This is a genomic window from Alkaliphilus metalliredigens QYMF (genome assembly GCF_000016985.1).
Lineage (GTDB): Bacteria > Bacillota > Clostridia > Peptostreptococcales > Natronincolaceae > Alkaliphilus_A > Alkaliphilus_A metalliredigens.
On record NC_009633.1, the window covers coordinates 197564 to 220776 of the forward strand.

At 41.0% G+C, this 23213-nt stretch carries 9 protein-coding genes; all 9 read left to right on the forward strand.

Annotated features, from left to right (window positions below; all coding sequences use genetic code 11):
* The first annotated feature begins 88 nt into the window (after positions 1-88).
* The 9 genes from AMET_RS00965 (at position 89) to AMET_RS01005 (ending at position 23209) form a co-directional block, all read left to right on the forward strand.
* Entirely contained in the window at positions 89-6688 is a 6600-nt protein-coding gene (locus AMET_RS00965; RefSeq protein WP_011971326.1) for an IPT/TIG domain-containing protein, read from the forward strand.
* An 81-nt stretch (positions 6689-6769) separates the two neighbouring features.
* Entirely contained in the window at positions 6770-9574 is a 2805-nt protein-coding gene (locus AMET_RS00970) for an S-layer homology domain-containing protein (RefSeq protein WP_011971327.1), read from the forward strand.
* A gap of 16 nt (positions 9575-9590) precedes the next feature.
* Entirely contained in the window at positions 9591-11066 is a 1476-nt protein-coding gene (locus AMET_RS00975) for an S-layer homology domain-containing protein (protein ID WP_011971328.1), read from the forward strand.
* A gap of 273 nt (positions 11067-11339) precedes the next feature.
* On the forward strand, positions 11340-12944 hold the full coding sequence (locus AMET_RS00980; RefSeq protein ID WP_011971329.1) for a CTP synthase: 1605 nt from the start codon (positions 11340-11342) through the stop codon (positions 12942-12944).
* 875 nt (positions 12945-13819) lie between these two features.
* Positions 13820-16024 (forward strand): copper amine oxidase N-terminal domain-containing protein, encoded by a 2205-nt coding sequence (locus AMET_RS00985; RefSeq protein WP_198135376.1) that lies wholly within the window; start codon positions 13820-13822, stop codon positions 16022-16024.
* 150 nt (positions 16025-16174) lie between these two features.
* On the forward strand, positions 16175-16954 hold the full coding sequence (locus AMET_RS24020; RefSeq protein ID WP_011971331.1) for a stalk domain-containing protein: 780 nt from the start codon (positions 16175-16177) through the stop codon (positions 16952-16954).
* A gap of 415 nt (positions 16955-17369) precedes the next feature.
* Complete coding sequence (locus tag AMET_RS00995) at positions 17370-18515, forward strand: TolC family protein (RefSeq protein WP_011971332.1); 1146 nt, start codon at positions 17370-17372, stop codon at positions 18513-18515.
* Positions 18516-18844: 329 nt separating this feature from the next.
* Positions 18845-20056, forward strand: coding sequence for an efflux RND transporter periplasmic adaptor subunit (locus AMET_RS01000; RefSeq protein ID WP_011971333.1), 1212 nt, complete (start codon positions 18845-18847; stop codon positions 20054-20056).
* Between the two features lie 3 nt (positions 20057-20059).
* The gene (locus tag AMET_RS01005) at positions 20060-23209 is read left to right on the forward strand and encodes an efflux RND transporter permease subunit (protein ID WP_011971334.1); all 3150 of its coding nucleotides are present in this window, start codon (positions 20060-20062) and stop codon (positions 23207-23209) included.
* Positions 23210-23213: the final 4 nt, after the last annotated feature.

A 23213-nucleotide genomic window follows, 5' to 3' on the forward strand; every position in this document is an offset into this window, starting at 1 on the left:
TTTATTGGTAAATTTGACGATATATAATGAGAGAGGAAGCTTTTCGCTAAAAGATAAAAGGAAAAAATCTACGGAGGTGCTTAGGCATATGAAGAAAGAGAGTCAAGAAAAGCGTCTGTATAAAAATAAGTATAAAAAGAAAATAAATATAAGAAGAATAATCGCTTTAAGTATGGTATTTACGATGCTATTTACCATGTTGGGAATAGAAACATTAATGGTTTTTGCAGAGGAGGATCCTAATCCAATTATTAATAAAATCAGTATATTTCGATCCTATTCTAATATTGAAAACCCCGATACCTACTATATAGATATAGAAGGAAATCATTTAGAGGACATAGAAATTTTGATTCGTAGGCCAGATGGTGAAATAGAAGAATTAGACGATTACATCTATCGTTCAAGGGTCTATGTACAGGTAAAAGTGGACCCAGATAACATTGCAGATGCCATCCGGGTATCCGGTATTGGATGGGTGGAAATAGGTGAAGATGATATGCCCGCCATCGGCTCCTTTGACCCCAGTAGTAGAAGAGTTAAGGCGGGGCAGACCCTGAGTATAGGAGGGGAAAGCTTCGCCAATATTGGCGAAGCTAATCAGATAACAGCAAGATACTCTAGAGGAAATACCATTACTCCTATTACTGATGAAGCTGGAAACATAGATATAAATAATAATGAGATAAACATATCTAATATTTCAGGAAGTGGATTTCAAACCATCCGCTTTAAAAAAGACCTAGAGGGTCAAGTGTTAGGTGGTCAAGAATTTGATGTAGAAATTACCCACTTGTATGCCAACATATTTCAAATATATGATGATTTAAGTGTATCAGACGATATAACGATTTTCCCAAACCAGGGGGTGGCGGGCTCACGATTTACCCTAGAAGGAGAGAGCTTACTTAATACCAACAACATGAGCGTGTTCTTCTTGAGGGACCTTGAAGCTGAACATTTCACAGGGGAAAATAAGGCTAGAAATATTAACTTTATAGAAGGAGACGATGGTGCAAAGGATAGATTTATTGCCGAAGTTCCTGAAGACATAAGCGTTGGAGAATATTACATCGTACTGACCAACCATGTGGCCGACGGAGAAGATGCCCAGGAGGTTGTAAGCCGGGAGAAGGTGATTGAAGATAAGTTTCTTGTTATACAGGACACCAACTTAGGTAGGATCACCAGTGTGGACCCCAATAAAGGACCCGATAGTGGCGTCAACAATGTAACCATAGAAGGAAGATACATAGGCAGTATCAGCCCCAATATATTTTCACCTGCAGAAGGTGTGGAAGCCACAAAAACTTTTGGTGCCAGAAGCCTTCAACTAACCTATGGAGATGGCACCACTGCAATTGGTGAATACAACCAAATTGGTGGAGACGATCTAGAAGTTGTTAAATTAGAAAGAACCCTTAGGGCAGTTATTGGAAATGAAATAACCTTCAGGCCTGAAACATCCACGAACCCCCACGGGCAGGACCGAATAAGGGTAAACATCCCAACCTATGATTTGGTAGAGGAAGACACACCGGTGGATATTACCTTTATGATAGAAACAGAAATCACTTATAGAGAGAGTGGTGTAGAAAACACATTAACCCTAACGGAAGAAATCATTAGAGAAGATGGCTTTACCTTCCAGCCAAGCAGCTACGTTCCAGAGATAGATGTGATTATACCAGAAAGAATTGAAGTGGAAGAGGGTGACGGCTTCTATCACCTAAAAGAAGAAGAAATGCTAGTTGCAATCTATGGTGAAAATTTCATGGTTACTAGGTTTGAACATGATGGACAAACCTTCACAAGATATCCAGCCATACTGCTTGGGAATGAAATTATTTTAAATAGAAACGAAGAAGATTATGATGATGAAAATGTTCCGCCGGCATCAGATGAAGATCGCATTAAAAATGCCTCTAACACTGACTTAGACATGAGGATATACAACGATGACAATCAATTGGTAGATGGAACCGAAGGAAATGAACTGGGTTCTAAAATGGTGATTCGCATACCAAGGGATCATGAGGCGGATTTGTATCGTATAAGCCCAGGGAGGGTTGGAATTTTACAGGACGTTAGAATGTACAACCCCATAAAGGACTCCAGTGAATATGGGAATTCCATAACCGGTGCCGGAAAGGTGCGATTTGTTGAAGTAGAGCAAGGGCTTCGTCCACGGATCAACAATGTAAACCCCGATGTTGTGACAACCGAAGGTGGTGAGGAAATCGTCATTAGAGGTAGCAATTTTAGAGAAAACGTCAGGGTGTTTTTAGATGGGGAAGAAATCACTAATTTTGATAGGTCAGGAGCCGGTGATACCATCACATTCATGGCGCCTCCAGGAAATCCAGGGGAGACCCAGCTTCAGGTTTTAAACCCAGAAGGAGGTATTGCAACGGCACCCTTTAGATATGTTGAAACCTATACAGATCCCGTACTCCTTGATTTTTCACCTAAGGAAGGTAGCACCGACACTCTAGTTGTTGTCAAGGGAGAAAACCTCCTAAAGCCTGATCCGACAGGAACCAGTACCAGGGATGAAGAAATGAAGCTAATCGGAACCAGGGTAAGACTCCAGGGGGAAGATATTAATAATTATAATCTTGATGCCAATAGAAATATTAACTTCATAGGGTATGAAGCATTGGTTGATAACAAGCTCTTGCAAAGGGAAAATGATAGAGGAAATAGGGTTACACTTTCGGACTATTATCACAGTGTGGTGCTGAAGGATGAAAACACAGGAAACTTTTATACCATAACCTATGACAATCAGAGAAACATCATTCTTTCCGATGGATTAAGTAATGCCTATATAATTGAAAGTGTACATACAGAAGTAAATAGTAGGTTTATAACAGAGGATGGACAAGAGCTGCTACTGAGAAGTGAAGGTGGTCAGGACTTCATCGATATTAATGGAAAGACCCTGGGCGTGTATACTCCCTATCGAGTAGATGTTAACACAGGAGAAATAACAGGCAACAAAGTCAGGGTAAATCACCAAGGAGAGCTGATGTTTCGAGTACCCATTCTTCCGGGAGATGGCTACTATGATGTTGAGATCGTTAATCCAGATACCAATAGGGATGGAAGATATGGTAATGATGGATTTAGATATTACTCCCAACCAAATACAAACCCAAGAATTGAGGAAATTATCCCAAATGAAGGTTCTGTTGAGGGTGGCTATACCATTAGAATAACAGGAAGTGATTTTCTAGAAACTGCTACCATGAAGGCAGGGGTTCATATCAATGGTGTTGAGGTACCTGGTGGAGACATTGACATAAGTCCAGCAGGAGATGAAATCACCCTGAGGGTCCCCTCCTATGAAGGAAACTTAAGAGAGGACTTTGGGGTCAATAGACTATCGGTGCCGGTAGTTGTTGTCAACCCCGATGGAGCCAGTGATGGAATTGAAGACGGCTTTACTTATGTTGTTCCAACCAGTAACCCAGAGATTTCATCGATTAGGCCAGGTAATGGTAATGCCTCTGGCGGAGAACTTGTAGAAATAAGGGGTAATGATTTTAGATTTTATGAACCCTTTGATGATGAAAATAGAGATGGAATTTGGAATGTTGAAGAGGAATTTAATGATTTAAACAAGAATGGCAGATGGGATGACTTTAGGCATTTTACCATGAACGATGTGGAGAACTACCTGCTATATCTCCACTATAAGGAGGATATAGAAGGGGACATTGACAGCATTACACCAAGCTACCAATGGCTTGGAAAGGATAAAACCAGCATACTAGAGACGGTAGATGAAGCCCTAAAAGACCTAAGCCAAGAAGCCCTAGATGAAATCATAGAAAAGGGCTTCGATGAAACAATAAGACCCGTCATGCCCAGGGTTACCTTTGGGGGTAGACAGGCTAAGATCATGGGCTTTGGTAGAGGTTTTATTGAAGTGGAAACACCACAGCATCCAGAAGGAAACGCACCTGTTTTAGTGGTAAACAATGATGCTGGTATGTCTCCAGCTCATAACTTCGTCTATACTTCATCGGATCCAACTATAGAGGAAATCATTCCCCCAAGGGGCTCTAGACTAGGTGGAGACCGGATCGATATATTAGGTCGTGATTTTGATAGAAGTACAAGGCGTATTTATACAGGAAATACAATAGAAAACAACTCTTTGGTTAGTGAATATACAGAAGACAATAACCCATTGGTTAGGTTTACTGCCATAGGAAACAGAGAGTTACCCTTTGAGCATGATAATTCAGGAAGACTCACAGGTACCAATAGAGCCACGGTAGTTTTAGCAGGGGAATTAACCCTAAGGTATGACGGCAGCAACAGAACCGTGGAAGTTGAAATAAAAGATGGAGATGATTTTTATAAGACCACCATCGAAGGTTATCAAGGAGGACTTAAATATATCCCAACCTCTATTTTAAAGGATGAAGAAGACAACCCATATATTGAGGAAAATCCAGATGAAGCACTTTCTCTACGGGGGGATGAATTGATTAGCATTGAAGTAGATGATAACAGATTCTTAGTAGAAAGAGGCTATGCAAGGGATACGGAGTATGTAAACAACCGGCAAATTAGGGTCAATACCCCTGCTTACTTTACGGTGGGAAATGTGCCTGTCTTTATAATCAATCCAGATGGTGGTAAGTCCGAGGGTAGCTTTGAGTATCTTTTTCCAGATAGCAGACCGAGGATTATAGAGATCTTAAGGGACGGACAGGAACCTCAAGTAAGAGAAGAAGAAGGAGAGACTATAAAGATCCTTAGGGTCATTTATTCAGGTGGCAACATGATTCATATTTATGGTGAGGATTTTAGAGAAAACACAGAGGTCAGAATAGCCAGTATTGCAAATATACCAAGTGAGGACATTGAACAGGATCGAGTGGAAAACCCCTTCAATACGGGACCAGAAATACTGGATAGACTGACATTTGAAATGCCCAATGTGGGAGAAGAAACCGTGGGAGAGCGCCACAGGGTTGTTGTAAGCAATAGAGATGGTGGATCAGCTTATTCCGATGGCTTGGTTCCTCCTATATACATTGAGTTTTTTAGGGGAGAAAGTAATCCAAGCGTAGAAAACATAGAACCCATGGAAGGGCCCGCATCAGGTGGCACCCGGGTTCGAATCGAAGGTGATGACTTTAGAGAAGCCATGGAAGGCTTTGAGGATGGCGCACTAAATGTTCACTTTGGAGAGGTCAGCATTGATGAAGATGACATTAACTATATTGACTACAGAACCCTAGAGGTAGTCGCCCCCTCCAGTGAAAGGGCAGGTACCGTTGATATTAGAGTAGAAAACCCCGATGGAACCCTTGCCATCTATCGAAATGCCTTTACCTTTATTAGCAAGCCCAAAATAGAAAGAACTGATCCAAGGGGTATATTTGCCAATGACGTGGAAAGAGAAGTGACAATAGAGGGTCGCATGTTCCAAGGAGGGGCCATGGTTGTCATTGGAGGAAGTCTAGTCAGAAGTGACGATGTAACCGCAGACATGGAGGTACAGGGAGAAGGAATTTACGATGTAGATGAATCAGGAAATAACATAGAATATAGCGTTGTAGGGGGGCGGCAGCTACCCAATGTAATCGTAGAAGACCAATATAAAATGACCCTTCGCTTCTTAGAGGATACAGAATTGGATAACCATGACTTGATTATTATCAACCCCGACGGCGGGATATCCGACCCCTATAATGACTTTGATTATGAAATCCCCATCCCAACCAAACCACTGGTATTAGAAGCCATACCAGGATTTGAAGGAACCGTGCAGCTGATTTGGTCTGATTCAGACCCAGGTGTACTGAATGCTGCAGATCACTATGAAATTTACGGTAGAAGATCGGGAGATAGTCAATATTCCCTGTTGAGTGACACAGAAGCCGCCCAGTACCTGGTGAGGGGCCTAGAGAATGGTGTTCGATACGACTTTATGGTTCGGGCCTTAAATGAATATGGAAGCGCTATAGAGTTCGCTGAGATCACTGTCAGGACCTTGAGTGCCAGGGAAGATGACAAGGCCAGGGAAAAGGAAGAACAGCTAGAGAGAGAACAGCAGCAGCTAGATCAAGAAGGAAAAGAGGAAGTCATTAACGGAACATTGGTAAAGACATTAGGAAGAGATCAAATTCCAGTAGGACAGGGTGCCTATGTGGTTGATTTCTCCCCAGCCCAATATAGCAGTCACGATCGATTTGTGGTGGCTATTCCGGTGGAAGTGTTAAATACCATTACTCGTCAAGTGACCATCACAGATGGCAGGGGAAGCTTTACATTTTCACCCAGTGCATTCTATACAAGGGAAGTCATTCAAATCCCAAGGGATGAACAAAAAGATGCCACGGTGAGAATCATCTTTGAAAAGGTCAATGGACAGGCAGAGCAGAGTCTAATTGGAGCCATTCCAAGAACCCAAAGACGAGCCTCCGACATTTATGGTATTGACTTTGAGCTACAGACAGGAAGAAACACCACAGCACTCCATAGAATGCTGACACAGGGGCGATTTAACTTGAACTTTGACGCCTATCGATACCCAAATGCCAACGGCAACGGTATTTTTATGGCACAATATGATGCCAGCCAAGGACAATTCACAGGACTTGGGAACAACAATCAAGTTGCAGTACAATACCCAGGTCGATACATGCTATTGTCTGACCGTTAGCATAAAGGGCCCCCTCGGGGGCTCTCCTTATTAAAGTCCACAAGTGATTACATATAAAAGTATAGAAATGGAGAGAGCGCTATGGGAAAAATGCTTCAAAGAAGGTTGGCGGGGTGCATGGGCATATTGGTTTTATTCTCCTTACTTTTGGTACCGACCTACGCAATCGAAGGGTTATCGAGCCATCCTGTTTATGAAGGGGTTTCTGACCCAATAGAAAGATATAATGAAACTCAATTTAATGATATTGACAATCACTGGGCTAGAGAAGCGATCCAAGAAGCAGCAGCCTTCGCTCTAATGAGTGGGGTGGATAATCAAAGATTTCAACCCGATGGAATTCTTTCCTATGCCGATGCCCTAACGGTCATTGTCAAGGCCATAGGACAGGAAGGGGAAGCCCAGCAGCTTGGAGAAAACCAAGCTCCAGCCGATGTGAGGAACCTATCACTACTGAGTACTGCAGATCATTGGATCCAAGGAACGATTCAAGTGGCCATAGAAAATGGGATTGTCACCCCTGAAGAGGCCGGTGAAATTTCAAACTTAACACCGAATCAATTGGAGACCATAGGAGAGCAGATAGAGGATCAATTGGACAATTACAATGAAGGAAACTACACAGCCCAAGAGTTGGCTGCTATTGAACAGCAGATCCGACAGAAGCTTGAGATCAACAGCACATGGAATCAGCCTACTACCCGACAACAAGTAGGACAATGGATAGCCAGAGCGTTGAAGTTAGACCCTGTCTATGGAGACAAGATGACCAAGGTGCGTCAATTCAAGGATTGGGAAAATATCGATACAGAAAAAGTCCCCTTCATTGAAGCCATGCTACAGGGGAACTATATGTCTGGCACTTCAGGAACGACTTTTGTGCCTCGAGGACAATTAACCCGAGGACAAATGGCACAAATTATTACGAAGGCCCATGATGACATGATGGACGCCCGCGGCATCACAAAATATACAGGAGACATCACAGCTGTAGAAACAGTGCAGCAGGATCAACAGGATGTCACACTTTTCACCATTAGAAAACAAGACCAAAGTCATCATGTATTAAGTGCTGTTGCCGGAAGTCATGATTTTATTGTGAAAAAGGATGGTACCATGGGACTATCTAACCGGTTAAGACGAGGAGATGTCCTCCGATACTATATTAATGAAGAAAACAAGGTACTCTATGGTGTTGTCGAGCCCCTTCAATCTAGAGAAATAGAAGGATTTGTGGAACTCGTCAATAGTGAAAGTAGACAGCTTATGGTCACAGACTTTGCTGATCAGCGACATGTGTTACAGGTGGCCCCTAATGCGGATATCACCGTCAACCAAAGAGCTTCCTCCCTCAATAATATTCTCTATGGACAAGAGGTGGTTGTCACCGTAAAGGGGAATAATGTCACCAAAATAGAGGCATTTTTAGAGGAAGATCCGGATCGACATGGATACATTCCACCGGAAAGTCGTATCAAGGTGGGGGACATTCTCTTTATAGATGAAAACGAAGTGGAAATACGGGTGGACAATCAACGGGAGAAATATCGGATTGTCAATGGAACCCAGGTACTGAGAAACGACCAAAGAGCAAACCTTTTTGAGGTTAAAGTAGGGGACCGAGTCATCCTAACCTTTGATGACATCTATAGCCCAGATATCTCAAGTATCCGGGTGGAGGATCACGAACGACATATCGATGGGATTTATCGAGGTCGATTGGAGCAGGTGAACCCCAGGGGCAATGAAATTGTCCTAGGAAGCCTAGTCCGCTATGAAAACGGAAGATGGCAATCGGTACGAGATACACAAATGAAGCTCAGGGTAGACAATGGCAACCTATACCAAGGACCAAGTCAAACAGACCTTACTGGGCTCAGTCGCTTTAGAGGAAGTGAGGTTTATGTGGCGGTGGAAAATAGCTACGGTACCCCGGGGGTGGCCAAGCTACTGACAAAGGATGGATCCACCCTCTATTATGACAGTCAAATTAGTGACGTTGAATTTGCCACAAATCGAATGGTGGTGGACGGCCACAGCATGGGCTTCCATCCCGGGACCATTGTGGTACAAAACAACCGATTGGTGGATGTGCTAAACCTAGACAGGGGACAAACAATCCACTTGGCAGGAGACCTCAATAGAGGCGGTCGAGACGCAGCATTTGTTTCCATTGAAGGTAGCAGCATCATCGATGATCGTATCGATAGCAGTCGTATTGTAGTGTACAGAGGAAACATTGAAGATATTGGCCACTATGGTGTCACCATTGGACGCCTAGGGTACCAGCTCAACTATCTACAGCTTGAAAACCACCGTTGGCAAGAGGTAGGCAGAAGAGAAAAATTCACCTTGACGGAGGATAGCTTTATATTTGACAGTGAACTGGAGCTGGAGATTGACAGCAGTCACTTTATTGATTCTCGATTCATTGATCCACAGGACATTGAGGATGATGAACTCAGGAGACGGGTAGAGGATGATTTTTACTTTGATAAGAGTGCTTACTTTGTTGTTCGGGAAAGAACATATGGAGACACAGTGGACCGAGAGGTGTTGGCCCTCAACATCACCCCACATGTGATTTATGACAGAGGATCAGTTCAAACAGAGCACAGCGCAACCGCCAGCATTGAAGGGGTAGACCTAGACCAGGGACAAATCACCCTAGGCAACGTACGTAACTGGAATGGGTTAAATAATCGCTGGGAAAGAAGCCAAGGACAGCAGGAAATTGACATTCATAAGACCGTCATTTTATTAAATGACAGGCCCATCAGCCAGGAAGAAGTATACTTACTTCGTTCAGGGGCCCAGGCTTATTTAATTAAAAATAAGAATGTATCGACTCAAGATGACGCTTATATACTCATCGTGGAGCAATAGAAGGAGAGGAAACCACATGAAAAAAACAGTAATGATATGCTTTGTACTTCTCCTATTTATGGCCGCTAGTGTCCAGGGATTCGCTTTACAAATCCCTGGATATGAAGGGGGGATCCAAAATGAGATGGCCTATCGGGAGGTTATCTTTATTACTGGAGAGCCAATTGTTGTAGAGGGAACCCTAAACATCACCGACAGAGGGGATCGGGTCAGCTACATTTACCGAGACCTAAGCAATGCAGCCCGGGGTGTCACCATGACCCGTAATGTCACTATTGATAAAGAGATCATTGAAAATGGCAGTGGACAAAGACAAGAGATCTACAGCGTCAGTCGCTATCGAGAAAGCATTCGGGTAGATGGCGTACGCTATGAGCTCACAGAACAAAACCACCCATGGAGTAAGTCCAACATTTATCACCAAAAGCCAGGAGTCACCTACTTTGCTGGGAACTGGGATGGCAAAAAAGTATATACCATCAATCGAAATGAAGGATCCGTGACAGTTCAAACCACGGGCAACGTAGTTGGATATGACCACAATTGGGGAACAACAGAAACCCAAACCATCAGCCACTACATTGACTACGATAGGCAAGTTGATGAAGAGGATTCCATCCGATGGCAGGGAACCGTAGAGGTGGATGTGGCCAACAATCGGACAAAAAGCTATCATTATGAACCCAACACCCCTTCACAAATTAGCTTTCGTGGAGGCTATCTCTTAACCCAAAGAGATGAGAGCGTTTTAAAATATAGCTACGACCTACCTAGGGTAGATGAAGAGGGCTTTACTCTTCGGGGAAGAAATATAGGGACCGAAAGTACCAGCCTAAATACAAATCCGATGAATCAACGATTGACCATACCGGCCATGAGAGACATTAGTGGTCACTGGGCTGAACGACATGTATTACTACTGGCCAGTCTAGAGGCAGTGTATCCCAATAGTACGGATTTTGGTCCTAATTTACCCATGAGTCGAGGAGACTTTGCCCGGGCAGTGGCCATCCTCATGGATATAAAACAAGAGGAACCGGAAAATATTCGAAGGATCAGGGGGCAAGAACCTGTAGAGGCACCCCAAACATTTAACGATGTTTCCCAAGCTCATCCCAATCAAAGCTTCATTGAAGCGGTTTACGAACGGGGGATTATGGCAGGGGTTGGTGACAACAGCTTCAAACCCAATGAGTCCCTAACTCGGGCCCAAGCAGCAGTGGTCCTCATTAAAGCATTGGGATTTGAAAACCTAGCACCCATCCAGCAGTATAGTACAGGATTTAGGGATGATCAGCATATCCCCCTTTGGGCAAGAAATGCAGTATATTTAGCAAGAGAGCTAGGTCTAGTTAGTGGTAGCACAGATGGATACTACTATCCAAACAACACCCTAACAAAGGCAGAAGCCGCAGCCATGCTAACAAACTTCATTGACTACCTACGGGAAGACATACGCTATGATTATCGGGAAAGAATTTTAAATTATTAACTATTTTTATTGAAAAGCATAAAAGTTAATGATATACTATACAAATTATTAAAAAAAGAATTTGAGCTAGCCCGAAAGGGTGGCTTCTTAACACAAGATGGTAGGTCGCCCTTCTAGGGCTTCCTACCCTCTTTTTTGGATTTATTAAATCCCGATTTGCTATACACAACTGAATGGATTAAACAAAATTTCTACAATTCAGCCTGTATATGGAAAATGATAGAAGTTAACACTGCAAGCATGAGAAAAAGCGCGGAGAGAGGAAGTGTTCATATGGCAACAAAGTACATTTTTGTAACAGGGGGTGTGGTCTCCTCCCTTGGAAAAGGCATTACAGCGGCGTCCCTAGGACAGTTATTAAAGAGCCGGGGGCTAAAGGTAACCATTCAAAAATTTGATCCCTACATTAATATAGACCCAGGAACCATGAGTCCCTATCAACATGGAGAGGTTTTTGTCACCGACGACGGGGCAGAGACGGATCTAGATCTGGGTCATTATGAAAGGTTTATTGACATTAACCTCAGTAAAAACAGCAGCGTCACCTCAGGAAAGGTATACTGGTCTGTCATTACCAAGGAGCGTAAAGGAGAGTATTTAGGGGGGACAGTCCAGGTGATTCCCCACATTACCAATGAAATCAAAGAACGGATTTATCGGGTTAGTAAAGAAGGAAACTTTGATGTGGTCATTACAGAGGTGGGAGGCACAGTGGGAGATATCGAGAGCCTACCCTTCCTAGAAGCCATCCGCCAGGTGAAATATGATGTGGGACAGGAAAATGTCATGTACATCCATGTGACACTAGTACCCTATTTAGGGCGGGCCGGCGAGTTAAAAACAAAGCCAACACAGCATAGTGTAAAGGAGCTCAGAAGTATTGGGATCCAACCAGACGTGGTGGTGTGCCGAACCGAGAAGGCCCTATCCAATGAAATGAAGGATAAGATCGGTTTGTTTTGTAACCTAGACCCAGGAAATGTCGTACAAAACATCGATGCAGATAGTTTATATGAAGTGCCCCTACTATTAAAAGAAGAAGGTTTAGACACCATGACCCTTCGACGCTTAGGATTAGAAGCAGGAGAACCCCAGCTAGAGGAATGGCAGGAAATCGTCAGACGAGATAAGAACCCCCAAAACAGCATTACAATTGCATTAGTAGGTAAATATGTGGAACTGAGAGATGCCTACCTATCTGTTTCAGAAGCATTAACCCACGCAGGGATACATAATGAAGCCAAGGTAAATATTGAATGGATCCACTCTGGGGAGCTGGCAAAGGATAATGTAGGAGAAAAACTCGGACAGGCCCATGGTATTTTAGTTCCAGGAGGCTTTGGCGATCGAGGCGTAGAGGGTAAAATCCTAGCATTACAATATGCTAGAGAAAATGAAGTACCCCTATTGGGAATCTGTCTAGGAATGCAGCTGGCAGTGGTAGAGTTTGCCCGAAACATTCTAGGACTGGCAGGAGCCCATAGTTCTGAGTTGGATCCTGAAACTCCATACCCTGTGATTGACTTAATGCCAGAGCAAAAAGATGTAGAGGACATGGGTGGCACCATGAGACTAGGACTGTACCCATGCAAGATCTACCCAAAAACAAAGGCAAAGGAAGCTTATGGTGAGGACTTAATTTACGAGCGCCATCGTCATCGTTATGAATATAATAATGAGTATCGCGATCAACTCATCCAAGCAGGACTTGTCATCAGTGGCATTTCCCCCGATGAAAGATTAATCGAAATCGTAGAACTAAAGGATCATCCATGGTTTGTGGCTGCACAGTTCCACCCGGAGTTCAAATCCAGACCAACAAGACCGCACCCACTCTTTAGGGAGTTTGTTAGGGCTTCGGTGGAGAATAAGAAGTAGTAGAAACAAAATAAGTTTTATAAATGAGGGAATTGTGTAATTATCTTTAAAGAATAACAAGTTAAGAAGATGCAAAGTGTAACAAGAAAGTCGTAGATTTAAAATCATCTACTCCCAGCGCAACGAAAGCTTCTGTTGAAAAATCATAGTTGAAGCTTTCCGTTGCTTAAAGGGTCGCGCATTGAGAGATGACTTTTTACAATACTTTCAAACAGTAAAAGTCATCGAACACTAAGCAGGGAAGGTTAACTTTACATTAACACAACTCAACTTTAAATATGCAATTCCCTCAAACAAATATAATTCTTTTTTTCTTTTTTTACAATTAAAGAAGGTATTTTTTCATAAAGAGCGAATATGTTATAATTGTGGTAGAATAGAGTGACAAGCAATAAAGACCTAAGGCGTCACCAATGTGTAATGAATTGTAACCATTTTGTAATGGTAATTTAGGCTCAGGTTATGTATAATGACAATAGAGATTAGAAAAACGGCAAGCAAAGCCCCTAATCACAAACATCATCGTGAACCCTAGTAAGGTTACACTTATATTACAAGTCTAAAGTCATAGTTGACTGACAATTCCAAAGTTGATATAATAATTCATATCACATAGACAAGATGTTATTCTTTGAAAACATATTATCACCTACATATTTGACAACAGGGAAATCTGATAGTATGCTTTCAAAGGATAATGCAAAAGAAAAAAACATTATCCTTAAGTTCAAAGAATTTTATTGGGAAGCTATCCTTCTTCAGTGACCGAGCATTCACTGGTGGTTCATATGAAGCAAAATAGTTACCTAATAAAAGCTTTACTTAAAGAGGCACAGCCTCAAAAAAGAATACAAATTACAAGGAGGGTTTTACAAGTGAAGAGAAAATTAGCTTTATTATTAGCGCTTGTAATGGTAATTTCTATGATCCCAATGTCAGCATTTGCTGCATCAGGAAACACAGAAACCATTATTAGGGGCGGAGTGCCAAGAGTGGCAGATGATTATGACAGTGAAGTTAGAAGAGGTGAATTTACAAGCCTAAACTCTATAATCATTAGACAGGACAATTATTCAGTAGACGCAACAAATTTTCAATTAAGAATTGAAAATGGTAGTTGGTCTGGCAATGCTGCATACTCCGTGACAGACGGTGTGTATGGAGTGGATCATGATGGAGAGTACAGCATAGCTAGTAGAACTGATAGAGTGCTAGACATCCAACTAGACAGAGCGATCACTAGCGGCAATGATTTTGAAATGCCTCTATACTTTAAGGCAGACGGTTCAGGTCCTGTAAGAGTAACTGTTGATCCATTAGACAGTGGTATTACAGGTGGAACATTTACAGTAGCGAACACTGCTGCAGGTGCAACTATTACAACAATCGATGATGTAATTACATTTAGCGAAGTAGGTTCATTAGATCCGATTCGTATCGAAGAAACTTCTATGGGATCATTAGGTGAGGGAACTCACAGAGTTAGACTAAGATTACCATCTAACTTCGAGTGGACTGGATCAGAACCAACAGTTAGATTCATTAATGGTTTAAATGGAAAAGCAAGTGATAACGTAACTCGTTATGATGGACAACGAGATTTAGAGATTGAAATCACAATCGATGAACAAAGCAGAACAAGAGGTGCAATCTTAATTGAAGGTGCACAAATTTATGCTACAAGTGCTGCAAGAGAAGGCGATGTAGAAGTAAGAGTTTCTGGTGGAGATGTAACTTCTGAAACTTTCTTAGTAGCTAAATATTCAGATTTTGACGTTACAGTAAAAGCTGATGGTGAGCCAGCTGAATTAATCTCTGGTAGATTTGAAAGTAATTTTGATGATGAAGCTCATGAATTACAAACTTTAGTTATTGAAGAAGAAGTAAGAGATGCTCTATTAAATAACAGAAGAACAACTGTTGAATTACCAAGCTGGGTAAAAATACTTGGTGTAGATGTAGATGTTTCAGGTGGAGATAGTAACATTACTTTCCATGGCGTTGAAGATGACAATGAAGACCGAATTGAAAATGTAAGATCAGGGCTATATATCTTTGAAGAAGAAGACCGTGGTTCAAATGATATCGAATTTACCATCGATTCAGATTCTAGTGATGAAACAAAAGTTGAATTAACATTCTACGTATCTGTTCAAGCTTCAAGAGAAGGCGATATCGAAGCAGTCGTTTCTGGTAGAAGTGGTGCTGAAGGTACAGTAGTACTTGGTACAGCTAGAAAAGCTGTTGATTTTGAAGTAGTAGGTGCAGTAACTACATTAGATATCGGAACAAAAGGACAACCAATTCCTGATATGATAATTAGTGAAATTGATGCAGAAGATATTCTAGAAGGTGAATTAATTGTCAACTTATCAGGTGGAGTTACTTGGGATGACTATACAGTAACTGTAGTTGACGGTGACTTAGAAATTGATGATGTAGATGACAGTAACAACCAATTAATCCTTACGTTTACAAACTCAGATACGAGTTCAGTGCCAAGCACAATCGAAATCACAAACGCAGCTATTAACGTAGACAGAACTCCTGCTGACGGTGCAGTAAATGCAAGAATAGCTGGAGATGCTGTAAGACCAAACTTTAGTTCTGCAAATGGCGCAACTGATGAAGGATACTTTGATACTGGTTGGGTTCACTCTGTTAAAATAGCAGATATCCTTGCTGGAGGAGTAGCTCCTGGAACAGATATGCCAAAAGTTGTATTAACAATTGGTTCTTCAACATTCACAGTAGATGGAAATGCTGAAGTAGCTCCAGCTGCTCCATACATTGATGCACAAAACCGTACAATGCTACCATTAAGCATTATCGGAAGAACATTAGGTGCAGAAGTTGATTGGAACGAAGCATCAAGAACTGTTCTTGTAACAAAAGGAAGCGATAGAGTATTATTCACAATCGGAAGCGACGCAATGGTTGTAAATGGTATGAGCATTCCAATGAGATCACAAGCTGTAATCACAGGAGATAGAACGTTTATTCCATTAAGAGACTTAGGAATTGCTCTAGGCGTAGATGTACAATGGGATGAAGCAACAAGAACTGTAACAATTAACTAAGTTTAACACTTAGATAAACCATAAGATGAACATAAAAAGCAGGCTCCTTCGGGAGCCTCTTTTTATAAACATAATTAAATTAATGTTGAAGGATTGCTCAATGAAAAAGGAAAAACGTAGACGTTATTTCCTTATAAGAGGAGGATTGTTATGAAATTTAAAAAGTGTAGTCTCTTTGTTGCAGGCATATTAATTGGTGGCATTTCTATGCTAGGATTAACTGTGTATGGTGATATAGCTAACCAAGTAACAGCTCATTTAGCATCACATATTACATTTGAATTTGATGGTGTAATGAAACCAGTGCCACGGGGATATACTACCCTTTCCTATGAAGGAAGAACCTATGTGCCTGCTCGATTTATTGCAGAGGGCTTAGGAGCTGAGGTAGTATGGGATGAGGCTGATCAAAATATTATTATTACAGGTCCAGAGAAAGAGGAATTAAAAGAACCTGAAGAACAGAAACCTGATTTGTCAGAAGATGAAATGACAGGTGAAGAAGAGCAAGAGGAAGAAGAGCAAGAAGAGCAAGAGGAAGAAGAGACGAGAATAATATACGACGCCTTACCAATCACCTATTATGATGGAGATATCCGATTGAGAGTACAGACCATTGTCATAGATGATGATCAAACTAGAGTTTTTGTATCTCTTCTTAATGAAGGCAATGTGTCTATACAATTAGATCAAAGTGCGACTGTGATTACCATAGATGGGAAAGAATATAAACAATTAGATACGAGGATAGTAAATCCCTATGTATCCGCATGGTATAATGATATAAGAAAAGATGATAATGTAGACAGCCTTGTGCGTATGCCTGTCATACCGGAGGATACAGAGAAGCTGACAATCAAGTTCCTAGTGAGAGAAAATACCTTGCACGCTCCACAAGAAAAAGAAGTTGTTTTTGATATTAAGTTGTAAAGTAAAGATAAAATAAAAAGATAAAGAGTATGCATATCATTTCATTTATCCCTTAAAAGGCAAATGCAACTGGATCATTGGTTGTGCTTTATAAGGGTTTTATTTTTTGACATAAACATTACGGAACCATTAACAATTTATTAAAAAATGATATAAATATTGAACATTGGACTTTTTTAAAATATAATAGAAACTATAAATAGGATTAAAGGATGATAAGGAAGAAGTGATACATAGAACGAAGTAATGGAGTGAGGATATTTTAAGAATAACTAAGAAATAATCAGATAAAATAATGAGGAGGTGATAGATCGAGATGTGAATAAAGCAGTAAGGTAAAAGTACATATGAGTTACACAAAACCATGTTAACTATTTATCTATAAAAAGTAAAGTGAAAATGAGGAGAGAAAAAGATGAAAAACTACAAGAATTATGTGGCAGCTATGACATTAGGAGTATTACTGGCAAGCACAGGGTCAGGCTTAACTGTCTATGCAAATACCAATACACAACAAAACACTCTAAATGTAGAGGATCAAACAGAAGTGGAAGGTGAAGAAGCTTTTGTTTTAACCTATGAAGAAGCATTGGAAAAAGCATTGAAGCAAAGCTATGATCAAAAATCCTTAATGGAAACAATTGATCAGTTAGAGGAAATAAGAAAACAAGCAGCTCAAGGAGTAAGGTTCATTCCCTATGGTCCTCAGGGAGATGAACTGGCAATACGATCACTCTTTGGTTTGCGATCAACAGAGATCAATCTTCAAATGGCCAAAAAACAAGAAGTGACTCTAGAGGATATGTTGGCTTTTAAGGTAAGAACAGAATATGATGATATTGTGAAAAAAAAGAAGGAAATAGAGCTGCAAGTTAAAATGATTGAAAATGTAGAAAAGCAATTGCAACAGTTGTCTAGAAAAGCAGGAGTTGGTACCGCCAGTAATTATGAACATCAAGTGCAGCTAAACAAATACAACGAGGAAAACCAAAAGAAATCTGCATTAGAACAGGAGTTAGATAATCTCTATTTAAAGCTTAATACGACCATGGGTATTGATAGGACAGAAAGGTATGATGTAGCTTTAGAGAAAGAAGTAGAATGGATGGAAGATGTTAATGTGGACACGCATGCCAAAAGAATGAGAAGCCAGCACCCTTCTGTTTGGAGTCAGGAGCAACAGATTAGATTGAATGAATTAGATATACAACTACACGTGTTTAATTCAAGCGATTCACCTTATGAAGCCAAAGAATCAGAACTGAGAAAATCTCAAATTGAACTATCATCTCTAAAGGAAAATATTGAACAATCTGTTAAAAGTACTTATAATCAAATGAAACAGTTAGAAACTCAATATGAGACCATGAAGATTATGCTAGAGAAGGCTGAAAATGATCGGGATATGGCCCAGCTAAGATATGATGTAGGCATGGGAATTGCCCTAGATGTAGAGATGGCAGAAATGCCAGTAACCAGTATAAAAAACCAAATGGAAACCCTGTTAATTTCCTATGAGCAAGTTAGAATGATGTTTGAGAAACCGTGGTTAGTGGTATAAAAATGAATTAATTTAGAGTAGAGGGCTTGTTGTTTATAGCCCTTTAAACTTTAAAAAAATACTGGAATAAAGGTTATATACAGAGGGTATAAGTTTATGTTCAAACATAAATTTATACCCTCTTGAAGAGATACAAGGAAAATGTAATATATTATTAACTGTTTTTAAGCAGATTTAAGAAAAACATAATATATTATTAATTGATTTTGTACATAAAAGTAATATATAATATGGTATAAATTGTATCGAACCGTCGGTCAGGTAAAAAAGTAGATTACTGACGATTTGGTAAAAAATTTTAATAAAACAAGATGTTGGAGGGAAATGAAATGACAAAAAAAGTAATTTATTTTTTATTACTCACACTGCTTTTAACAACTGTCTTAGTCGGTTGCAGTGGAGAAGAAGAGGCAACTACAATACTAGAGGAAGAAGCCTATGTACCTGTAGAGGTTGAAAGAGCAGAAACCAAATATATCGGAAATGGTGTCAATTTAAACGGAAAAATACATGCCAATGATGAGGCCATGGTATTGCCCAAAATACCAGGACGTGTTACTTCTGTCAATGTGAAGTTGGGGGACTTTGTTCAAAAGGATAGTGTTTTATTTACCATCGATCAAAAAGATGTTCTGAGAAGCATAGAGCAGGCTGAACAATCCGTTAATTTAGCCCAAAGAAGTGTGGAGCAAGCAGAAAATGCTGTTGAGACCACTAAAATCAGCTTTGAAACCACAAAGGAAAACATAGAAAATGCTGAGATCAATTTACAAAGAACAAAGGAGCTTTTTGACGCGGGGGCTGCCTCAAGAAGCCAGTTGGAGCAAGCAGAATTAGCGGCTTCGAGAAGACCTTTAGAGACTGTTGAAAATCAAATCCGTCAAGCGGAGATAGGGTATCAACAAGCTCTAAATCAATTATCACAGGCTCAAATAGGTTATCGACAAGCACAGGATGCCCTAGAGGACACAGTGGTGAGAGCACCAATGAGTGGTGTTATTTCAATCTTGAATGTCGTAGCTGGAGAGCTGGCAGGTGGGACACAACCATTGGCTACCATTGCTGATATTAATAGAGTTTATTTCCAAGTAGATGTAACGGAAAATATTGTAAACATGCTGGGAGATGGGCAAGAGGTAGTTGTTAATATCCCAGCAGCTTTAGAGGGGGAAATAATTGGAACCATTGATTTCATTAGTTCCACAGCAAATCCCAATACACGCCTTTATACGGTAAAAGTAAATATAGATAACCAAGAACGTAAGATTAGAACAGGTATGAGTGGCTCCATGGACTTAGATTTAGATGGTAGAGATAATGTGTTAGTAATTAATAGTAGAGCCGTTCTGAATCAAGAAGGAGAAGATATTGTATTTGTTGTGGAAGAGGACCATGCTATTGAAAGGCAAGTCGTACTAGGCATGAACACTGGAGCGGAAGTAGAGATCGTAGAAGGATTAAGGGAAGGAGAGAGCGTAATCGTTAAAGGACAGCAATATGTAGTAGATGGAGAACGAGTTAAGATTGTAGGAGGTGAATAATAGATGAGCTTATCAAAAATAGCAGTAAATAAACCCGTCACGACGGCCATGTTGATGCTGGTAATATTATTACTAGGAGGCATTTCTTTAGCTCGATTGCCATTAGACTTGATGCCCGATATAGAGATACCAGTAGTTATCGTGACTACCAGCTATTCAGGGGTAGGCCCCCATGAAATGGAAAACTTAGTTACGCGACCAATAGAAGACACTGTAGCCACTGTGTCTGATTTAGAAGCTGTAACCTCTGTATCTTCACAAGGGAGTTCCATGGTGATGGCACGGTTTGATTTCGGTACAGACATGGATTTTGCAGCCTTGGAAATGAGAGAAAAGGTCGATATGGCAAGGGGCAGACTGCCGGATGGGGCAACATCCCCCATGGTAATGAAGCTTGACCCAAATGCCATGCCAGTTGTGATGCTATCTCTATCCAATGGGGCTGATCTCTTCGAACTACAGACATTAGCCGAAGACACCATACAGCCAAGATTAGAAAGGATCAGTGGTGTTGCTTCAGTCAGCATCATAGGGGACTATACCAATGAAATCGAAATAAAGGTAGATCAACAGCAACTAAATGCCTACGGTATTGGAATCGATCAATTAACCCAAGTAATAAGTGCCTCTAATATGAATATGCCCGGTGGAACCGTAGAAAGAGGGGCTGAAAAATTAACCATCAGAACGATGGGTGAATTTGAAACCGTAGAGGAAATTGGAGAATTGCCAATCACACTACCTTCAGGCTCTATTATTCGATTGAAGGATGTAGCGGCGGTAGAGGTTATTCAAAAGGAAATATCAACAATATCTAGAACAAATAGTCAAAATGGTATCGGGATTCAAATCCAAAAACAATCAGGAACCAATACTGTTCAAGTTGCTAACTCAATTGACAGGGAAGTAGAAAAACTACGGGCAGAGCATCCTGAGTTTGAATTGATCACCATTATGAATCAAGCAGAATATATCCAAGACTCCATCACAAGTGTAGCTAAAAATGCTGTAGTAGGTGGATTATTAGCTGTTTTGGTATTATATGTATTTTTGAGAAATATTGGTAGTACATTGATTATTGCAACAGCGTTACCTATCTCCATTATTGCAACATTCGTACTGTTATACTTCAATGGGATTACACTAAACATGATGACACTAGGAGGGCTAGCCCTTGGAGTCGGGATGCTGGTGGATAACGCCATTGTTGTACTAGAAAATATTTATCGTTATAGATCAGAGGGTCATTCTCGAAAGGATGCAGCCATAGAAGGAGCGAAGGAAGTTTCAATGGCAGTGAGTGCCTCTACACTTACGACCATTGCCGTGTTTATGCCGATCATCTTTGTAGGAGGGATAACCTCGATTCTATTCGGTGAATTTGCCATGACGGTTGCGTTGTCCTTAGCAGCTTCTTTACTGGTGGCATTAACTTTGATTCCAATGCTATGCTCTAAGATTTTAAAGGTGGAGACTGCAGTGGTAGGGAAGCCAACAGAAGGCATGAAACCCAAGAAAAAAAGGCGATTTCCAGGTTTTTATGAAGCCTTTGACCGTGGGTTTGAAGCATTAGAACAAACCTATAAGAAAGCATTGGGCTGGGGTTTGAGACACAGAAAATCAACTGTTCTATTAGCTATACTGATATTTGTAGGAAGTGTTTCTTCCGTGTTCTTTGTAGGGGTAGAGTTTATGCCTTCTGCAGACCAGGGAGAAATCAGTATTAATGTTACCTTGCCAACGGGATCACAATTATATGAAACAGATGATGTGCTCAAACAAATAGAAGCGTTAATTGAACCCCTAGAGGAGATCGAGATTACTTCTACCACGGTAGGTGGTGGCGGCGGCCTAGGAGGAGGACTCATGGGAAGCAGTGAAAACCAAGGAAGCATGACTGTTATGCTCCTAGGGCTTAGCGAGCGAAGTCGAAGTGATGTTGAGGTTGCCGATGAGATAAGAGATCTTGCTAAGGATATTGCCGGGGCGGAAATTTCTGTATCGACGGCCGATGGAATGGCTATGGGAGGTTCGCCTATTGAAATTAAAGTAAAAGGTGATGATCTAACTGTTTTAGAGGGAATTACCGATGACTTTAGGAGATCGATCAGACAGGTAGAGGGAACACGAGATGTAGAAACTAGTTTTACAGAAGGAATACCGGAGCTTCAGATTCACATTAACAAGTATGAGGCATCTACCTATGGATTGACCACTGCCCAGGTGGCCAATGCCGTTAGAAGCTTTGCCTTTGGTAACACTGTTTCACAGTTTAGAGAGAGTGGAGACGAAACAGATATTGTCATCAGAGGAGAAGAAAGTATCAGACAAGATTTAGCAAACCTAGAGCAATTAAGCATTCAGACCCCAATGGGAGGGACAGTGCCATTAAACCAAGTAGCAGACATACACATTACCCAGGGGCCTACCGCTATTAACAGGGAAGATCAACAGAGGTTAGCGACGGTGACCAGTGACATTAGTGGTAGAGATCTAGTGAGTGTAACCCGGGATATTGAAGCACTATTAGTTGAATACGAAATGCCTGAGGGATACCTCTATGAAATTGGAGGAGAAAATGAGCAATTAGAAGAAACATTTGCCGATTTGATTTTAGCTGTTGTCTTGGCTGTCGTATTGGTATATATGATTATGGCGTCACAGTTTGAGTCTTTAATGCATCCATTTACCATTATTATGTCTGTGCCATTGGCCTTCTCGGGAGGATTATTAGCTTTATTCATCACGGGAAGAACGTTAAACGTAACTGCATTCATAGGACTCCTAATGCTGGCGGGAATTGTTATTAACAACGGCATTGTGCTAGTGGATTATATCAACACCCTTAGAAGCTCAGGCAAGGAGAGAAGCGAAGCGATCCAAATAGCAGGTCCTGTAAGACTAAGACCTATTTTAATGACAACATTGACGACAACATTAGCCATGGTACCTTTAGCACTTGGTATAGGGGAAGGAGCAGAGATGCAAGCACCGATGGCGACCACTGTAATTGGTGGATTATTACTGTCAACCGTATTAACCTTACTGGTTACACCAGTTATTTATACATTAATGGATGATTTCTCTGCAGCTGTGAAAAGGAAATTGAAAGGAAAAGATAAAACAGCGATTTCTAGTCAAAAATTGGGGTGAAGAG

Bases quoted from the DNA above. Each gene is read 5' to 3' on its own strand.
- AMET_RS00965 (WP_011971326.1), top strand. From the start codon at position 89: ATGAAGAAAGAGAGTCAAGAAAAGCGTCTGTATAAAAATAAGTATAAA.
- AMET_RS00970 (WP_011971327.1), top strand. From the start codon at position 6,770: ATGGGAAAAATGCTTCAAAGAAGGTTGGCGGGGTGCATGGGCATATTG.
- AMET_RS00975 (WP_011971328.1), top strand. From the start codon at position 9,591: ATGAAAAAAACAGTAATGATATGCTTTGTACTTCTCCTATTTATGGCC.
- AMET_RS00980 (WP_011971329.1), top strand. From the start codon at position 11,340: ATGGCAACAAAGTACATTTTTGTAACAGGGGGTGTGGTCTCCTCCCTT.
- AMET_RS24020 (WP_011971331.1), top strand. From the start codon at position 16,175: ATGAAATTTAAAAAGTGTAGTCTCTTTGTTGCAGGCATATTAATTGGT.
- AMET_RS00995 (WP_011971332.1), top strand. From the start codon at position 17,370: ATGAAAAACTACAAGAATTATGTGGCAGCTATGACATTAGGAGTATTA.
- AMET_RS01000 (WP_011971333.1), top strand. From the start codon at position 18,845: ATGACAAAAAAAGTAATTTATTTTTTATTACTCACACTGCTTTTAACA.
- AMET_RS01005 (WP_011971334.1), top strand. From the start codon at position 20,060: ATGAGCTTATCAAAAATAGCAGTAAATAAACCCGTCACGACGGCCATG.